This is a genomic window from Actinomadura oligospora ATCC 43269, from assembly GCF_000518265.1.
In the GTDB taxonomy this organism is placed as follows: domain Bacteria; phylum Actinomycetota; class Actinomycetes; order Streptosporangiales; family Streptosporangiaceae; genus Spirillospora; species Spirillospora oligospora.
The window spans coordinates 22,897-29,083 of the sequence record NZ_JADG01000031.1 but is presented as its reverse complement, the minus strand read 5'-3'; the positions used below and the strand labels follow the sequence as shown (position 1 = coordinate 29,083).

General features: G+C 70.6%; 6 protein-coding genes. 5 read left to right on the top strand and 1 reads right to left on the bottom strand.

What is annotated here, in order from left to right; translation table 11 throughout:
* Positions 1 to 81: 81 nt before the first annotated feature.
* The 5 genes from P696_RS0131020 to P696_RS0131000 all read left to right on the top strand — a co-directional run bounded on the left by P696_RS0131020 (position 82) and on the right by P696_RS0131000 (position 5,652).
* Positions 82 to 489, top strand: a complete 408-nt coding sequence (locus P696_RS0131020) for a VOC family protein (RefSeq protein WP_026415384.1) — start codon at positions 82 to 84, stop codon at positions 487 to 489.
* 186 nt (positions 490 to 675) lie between these two features.
* Positions 676 to 1,971, top strand: a complete 1,296-nt coding sequence (locus P696_RS0131015; protein ID WP_026415383.1) for an ABC transporter substrate-binding protein — start codon at positions 676 to 678, stop codon at positions 1,969 to 1,971.
* Entirely contained in the window at positions 1,971 to 2,933 is a 963-nt protein-coding gene (locus P696_RS0131010; protein WP_034487992.1) for a carbohydrate ABC transporter permease, read from the top strand. Before P696_RS0131015 ends, P696_RS0131010 begins: the two co-directional genes overlap by 1 nt.
* A gap of 8 nt (positions 2,934 to 2,941) precedes the next feature.
* Positions 2,942 to 3,784 (top strand): carbohydrate ABC transporter permease, encoded by an 843-nt coding sequence (locus P696_RS0131005; protein ID WP_051468401.1) that lies wholly within the window; start codon positions 2,942 to 2,944, stop codon positions 3,782 to 3,784.
* On the top strand, positions 3,784 to 5,652 hold the full coding sequence (locus P696_RS0131000; protein ID WP_034487989.1) for a DUF5107 domain-containing protein: 1,869 nt from the start codon (positions 3,784 to 3,786) through the stop codon (positions 5,650 to 5,652). Before P696_RS0131005 ends, P696_RS0131000 begins: the two co-directional genes overlap by 1 nt.
* 151 nt (positions 5,653 to 5,803) lie before the next feature.
* On the opposite strand, the gene P696_RS0130995 is transcribed toward P696_RS0131000, so the two are convergent.
* Positions 5,804 to 6,034 (bottom strand): hypothetical protein, encoded by a 231-nt coding sequence (locus tag P696_RS0130995; RefSeq protein WP_026415379.1) that lies wholly within the window; start codon positions 6,032 to 6,034, stop codon positions 5,804 to 5,806.
* Between the last annotated feature and the right edge of the window lie 153 nt (positions 6,035 to 6,187).

The following is a 6,187-nucleotide window of genomic DNA, read 5'->3' as shown; positions in this document are numbered from 1 at the left end:
GGGGGTGGGGATGGGGTGGGGCTTGTGGCTCTGTTCGGCGGGGATTGCGACGATCGTAACGATCAGTGACAGGAGGATCACATGGGTTCGCGTCTCAATCCTTACCTCGCGTTCGACGGGCAGGCCCGCGCGGCGATGGAGCACTACAAGAAGGTGCTCGGCGGGGAGCTCAAGATCATGGCGTTCGGTGATCTCGGGCAGGACGATCCGGCGCTGAAGGACCGGGTCATGCACGCCATGCTCGAGACCCCGTCGGGGTTCACGTTGATGGCGTCGGACACGCCGCCCGGCACGAGCACGCGGGGGGCCGGGAACGTGTCGATCTCGCTGAGCGGCGACGACGAGGGTGACCTGCGGCGCTACTGGGCCGGGCTGTCGGACGGGGGCAGCGTCCAGATGCCCCTGGAGAAGCAGGTGTGGGGCGATGTGTTCGGCATGTGCACCGACCGTTTCGGCGTCGAGTGGATGGTCAACATCGCCCAGTCGTGAGCCTCGGCCCGGCCGCGCGCCGGGCCGGGATCCGAGTGCGGCCCCGCGTGCCTGATGGTGCGCGGGGCCTGCGCGTTGGTGCATCAATCAAGGGCGAAGCGTGCATCATTTTGCAATCAGGTCTTGCTCTGATGATCGGTTGCCTCTTACCGTTCACGCACGCGAACCCCCCGAAAGGTGCATCTCATGCGCAAGACCAAGGCGTCGGCAGGGTTGCTCTCCCTGGCCCTCGTCGGAAGCCTCGCCCTCACGGCGTGCGGCGGCTCCGGCGACGGCGGTGGCAAGAGCGGCGAGTTCACCTACTGGTCCATGTGGCGGCAGGAGGAGCCGCAGGCCAAGGTGATCAAGGCCGCGATCGACCGGTACGAGCAGGACTCCGGCGCCAAGGTCAAGGTCGTCTGGCAGGGCCGGGACGTCCGCAAGAAGATCGGCCCCGCGATCGCCGCGAACCAGGCGCCCGACCTGTGGGACAACGGCGCGGACGTGATCTTCTCCAACACGGTGAAGAACGGTCAGGCGGCGGACCTGTCCTCGGTGTACGACGCGCAGGTGCCGGGCGAGGGCAAGAAGGTCTCCGACGTCATCACCGCCAAGTACACCGACACCCTGCCCGCCGCGCCGGACGGCGGCAAGAAGTGGATCGTCCCCTACGAGCTGGTCTCGGCGAACCTGTTCTACGACGCCGCGGACCCGGCTTTGGCGGACGCGTCGAAGGTCGCCACCCTGGACGATCTGACGAAGCTCTGCGACGCACTGAAGGCCAAGGGCAAGGCGTGCTTCACCACCGAGGGGGACGACGGCTGGTCCAGCTCGCTCTGGCTGGACTACCTGCTGGCCCGCGAGGGTGGCAGCCTCGGCAAGATCTCCGCCGACAAGTCCGGCGCGGGCTGGGAATCGCCGGCGGTGCTCGCCGCCGCCCGCAACGTGGAGAAGCTGGTCAAGGGCGGATACTTCCTCAAGGGGTACGACGCGTCCAAGCTGCCCGCGCAGGAGACCAACTGGGCGCAGGGCAAGGCCGCGTTCTTCCTGAACGGCTCGTGGGCGGACGGCGAGACCGCCACCCAGCGCTCGCCGAAGTTCAGGTTCGCCGCGATCAACTTCCCGGCCGCCAAGCCCGGCGGCCCCGCCGAGGCCAACGCGATCCTGTTCGGGTTCTCGGTGCCCAAGCGCGCCAAGCACGCCGACGCGGCCAAGAAGTTCATCGCGAACTTCATCAGGAAGGACACCCTGTCCGGCATCTCCACCGAGGCCAAGAACATCACCCCGCGTGACGACATCCCGGCCCCGGCCGAGCTGGCCGACGTCCAGCGGATCCTGCAGAAGAACCCGTCCCGGGCGATGCAGGACAACATGGACGGCGACTACGGCGACAAGGTGCTCTACCCCGCGTGGCTCGACCTGCTGCACGGCAAGTCCACGCCCGAGCAGTTCGTCGCGGCCGTGAAGAAGGCCCACGAGAGCTACGTGAAGGCCACCGGCTGATGACCGCCACCGTGCCCGCCCCCGCCCGGACCCGTGGGTCCCGGGCGGGGGCGTCCGGCCGTCCGGGGACGGGACGCGACCCGCTGGAACGCCAGCAGCGCCGCCTGTTCTGGCCGTTCGCCGCGCCGGCGCTGCTGTTCTACGCGGCGCTGTTCCTCGTCCCCATCGCCTACTCGGCCTACATCAGCCTGTACAAGTGGGACGGGATGGGGGAGAGGACCTGGAAGGGCTTCGGGAACTACCGGACCCTCGTCGACGACCCGACCTTCCACACCTCGCTGAAGAACACCCTCACGATCCTGGTCGTCGGCGGCCTGGTGACGTTCGCGATCGCGTTCGCCCTGACGCTGGCGCTGCGCGAGATGTGGGGGCGGATGTTCGCCCGCTCGACGCTGTTCTTCCCCTGCCTGGTGAACGCGATGGTGTTCGGGGCGTCCGCCGGGTTCATCTTCCACCCGTCCGGACCGGTGAACACCGCGCTGCGCTGGGCGGGCGTGGACGACCCGCCCAAGTGGCTGTCCACCGACAACTCGTTCAGCATGATCACCGCGATCGTGATCTGGTCGGCGACCGGCTACTACACCACGATCATCATGGCCGCCGTGGACCAGATCCCGACCTACCTCTACGAGGCGGCCGAACTGGAGGGCGCTGGGGCCTGGCGAAAGTTCTGGCACGTCACGCTCCCGCTCTCCTGGGACGTGGTGTCGGTCTGCGCCGTCCTCTGGACGGTCTCCTCGGTGAAGATCTTCGAGATCGTGCTGCTGTTCGGGACGTCCAACACCAACCCGTCGGTCAAGTCGTGGACGACGGCGATGTACGTGTACCAGTCGGCGTTCCCGCAGACCGCGGTGCCGAGGCTCGGCCTCGCGGCCGCCGCCGCGATCGTCAGCCTGCTCATGGTGGCCGTCTTCACCCTCGTGCTGCGGCGGCTGATGCGCCGCGACCCGATCCAGTTCTAGGAGCCCCTGTGCAGATCCTCCCGCGGCGGGTCCCGCCGCTGAAGATCGTGGGCCGCGGCCTGGTCTGGCTGCTGGTCGCGGTCACGGTGCTGCTGCTGGCGTGGGTGCTGCTCACCGCGCTGCGCGACACCAGGGACATCTTCCGGCACCCGTTCGGCCTGCCCACCTCGCCGCGCTGGCGCAACTTCGCCAGGGCGTGGAACGAGGGCGGCTTCTCCAGGGCCGCGCTGTCCAGCGTGTACGTCGCGACCGTGGCGTCGGTGCTGGCGATCGTCCTGTCGGCGCCGTGCGCGTACGCGCTGTCGCGGCGCCGCAACCGCACGTCCAACGCGCTGACGATGGTGTTCGCGATGGGCCTCGGCGTGCCGGGCCAGGCGCTCGTGGTGCCGCTGTTCGTGGGCCTGGCGAAGGTGCAGCTCACCAACAGCTACACCGGCCTGATCCTGGTCTACACGGCCCTCGCGCTGCCGTTCACCGTCTTCCTGCTGACCGGCTTCTTCGCCGGTGTCCCGCGCGTGCTGGAGGAGGCCGCCGCGATCGACGGCGCGTCCGGCGCGCGGACGTTCCTCCAGGTCGTCCTGCCCGTCGTGCGCGGCGGCGTGATCACCGCGTTCCTGCTGCAGTTCATCGCGAACTGGAACGAGACGCTGTTCGCCGTCGTGCTCATGCAGGGCGAGAAGGGAACGCTGCCGGTCGCGCTGATCAGCTTCGTCCAGTCGCAGCAGTTCAGCGGCATGGACTGGGGCGCGCTGTTCGCCGGCATGACCATCATCCTCGCCCCGCTGGTCGCCCTGTTCTCCTGGCTCGGCACCCGCATCATCCAGGGCATGACCGTCGGGATCGGAAAGTGATGGATCTTCGTCTGGACACGCTGAGCGTCCCCGCCGCCCTCCCGCGTGCGGGGACGCTCCCCATGTTGCGCCGGCCCGCCCCGGTCTCGGCGCCGCCCACCGAGATCGCCGAGGCGGATCCGGAGATGGCCGCCCAGCTGGTGTACGGGAAGCCGCCGACGCTGCTGCCCTACACCCGGCAGGACGCGTACGACCGGCGGCGGACCGTCCGGGAGATCCCGTCGGTGGTGCTGGAGAACGACGTGCTGACCGCGACGTTCCTGCCCGGCCTCGGCGGACGGCTCTGGTCGCTGGTCCACCGGCCGTCCGGGCGGGAACTGCTGCACCGCAACCCGATCCTCCAGCCCGCGAACCTGGCCCTGCGGGACGCGTGGCTCGCCGGGGGAGTGGAGTGGAACCTCGGCACGACCGGGCACTGGCCGCTGACCTGCGAACCGCTGCACGCCGTCCGGATGACCGCGCAGGACGGCACGCCCGTGCTGCGCATGTACGAGTACGAGCGGCAGCGCCGCCTGACGCTGTGCGTCGACGCGTGGCTGCCCGCCGGATCACCCGTGCTGTACGTGCGCGTGCGGATCCGGAACGCGGCCGAGGGCGAGACGCCGGTGTACTGGTGGTCCAACATCGCCGTCCCGGAGGCCCCGGACGTGCGGGTCCTCGGGCCCGCCGACGCGGCGTACCACTTCGGGTACGAGGGCCTGCTGCGCCGTGTCGGCTTCCCTGAGCTGGACGGCGTCGACCGCAGCTACACGACCCGTGTGCCCGGTTCGGCCGACTACTTCCTCGACATCCCGGAGGGTCGCCGCCCCTGGATCGCCGCGCTGGACGGCGAGGGGCGCGGGCTCGTCCAGACGTCCACGGCCCGGCTGCGCGGGCGCAAGCTGTTCCACTGGGGGACGGGCACGGGCGGCCATCGCTGGCAGGAGTGGCTGAGCGGTCCCGGCTCGCGCTACCTGGAGATCCAGGCCGGGCTCGCCCGGACCCAGCTGGAGCACCTGCCGATGCCCGGCCGGACGACCTGGACGTGGACGGAGGCGTACGGCCTGCTGGAGGCCGACGCCGAGCGCGTCCACGGGCCGTGGGAGCAGGCGCGGACGGCCGCCGCCGAGGCGCTGGAACGCCTGGTCACGGCTGAGCGGCTGGAGCAGGCGTCGAGGACCGTGATGAGCGTTCCCGAGGAGCGGCTCGCGACGGGGTCGGGGTGGCTCGCGCTGGAGATCGCGGCCGGTTCCGAGGTGGCCGACGCGTCGCTGCCGGCAGGTGAACCCGGCGACGAACAGCGGCCGTGGCTGGAGTTGCTGAGCACTGGCGCGCTCCCCGCGAGCGAACCGCCCGCGGTCGCGGTCACCGGCCCGCGCTGGCGTGAGCTGCTGGAAGGCCACGCCGAGGACTGGCACGCGCTCTACCATCTGGGGCTCGTCCGGCTCGCCGACGGCGAACCGGAGGCGGCGCGATCGGCCTGGCTGCGCTCCCTGGACCTCCGCCGGACGCCGTGGGCGCTGCGGGCGCTCGCCCAGATGGACGGCGACCCCGAACCGATGGTGGAGGCGCAGCGGCTGTTGCCCGCGTCCCGCGATCTCGCCGTCGAGGCGCTGACGCTTCTGCTCGACACGGGCCGTCCGGCGGAGGCGCTGTCCCTGGTGGACGGCCTGGACGAGCCCCTGCGCGCGCTCGGCCGCGTCCGCCTGCTGGAGGCGCGGGCGGCGATCGGCACCGGCGATCTCGACCGGGCGAGGGCGATCCTGGACGCCGGCCTGGAGGTGGACGACCTCAAGGAGGGCGAGGTCTCGCTCGACACGATCTGGACGGCCGTCCACCCGGGCCGTCCGGTGCCGCGTGAGTACGACTTCCGCATGCGCACCGCCTGAGCGCGTAAGCGCCTGAGCGGCTGAGCGCGTAAGCGCCTGGGCGGCTGAGCGCCTGAGCAGCGCCCGAGCGGCTGAGCGCCTCAGCGCCTGAGCGACGCGAAGCGGCGGCACCCGGGTTCGGGATGCCGCCGCTCTCTCGCTTTGCCGCGCGTCAGCAGCCGGAGGCGAGCTGGTGCGCGCCCACGTCGGGCACGCAGGCGCTCGGCACGGGGTTGCCGAAGTAGTCGCGCCCGCCGTTGTCCGCGATCGTGATCCCAGCGCGCAGCGCGGCCGAGCCGCGCAGGACGCGGTCGTCGGCGGCGCGCGTCCCGCCGGGCGCGGCGGTGAGGGCCGTGGTGCCGAGAGCCGTGATGCCGAGGGGCAGGAGGAGGCGGGTGCGCATGCGGTCTCCGGGGTGTGGGGGTTGGGTGATCGCAGCGTAGGGATGCTCGAAAGTGTGCGCAATACCTCACTTTCATTCAATATTGCTCATGCGCGACGATCGCTTGCGCGTTAGTGATCGATTCTGCCGAGCAGTGGTACGTTAGTGAGCGAT

Excerpts from the sequence above, each read along its gene's own strand:
- P696_RS0131020 (WP_026415384.1), top strand. The coding sequence starts at position 82 with ATGGGTTCGCGTCTCAATCCTTACCTCGCGTTCGACGGGCAGGCCCGC.
- P696_RS0131015 (WP_026415383.1), top strand. The coding sequence starts at position 676 with ATGCGCAAGACCAAGGCGTCGGCAGGGTTGCTCTCCCTGGCCCTCGTC.
- P696_RS0131010 (WP_034487992.1), top strand. The coding sequence starts at position 1,971 with ATGACCGCCACCGTGCCCGCCCCCGCCCGGACCCGTGGGTCCCGGGCG.
- P696_RS0131000 (WP_034487989.1), top strand. The coding sequence starts at position 3,784 with ATGGATCTTCGTCTGGACACGCTGAGCGTCCCCGCCGCCCTCCCGCGT.
- P696_RS0130995 (WP_026415379.1), bottom strand. The coding sequence starts at position 6,034 with ATGCGCACCCGCCTCCTCCTGCCCCTCGGCATCACGGCTCTCGGCACC.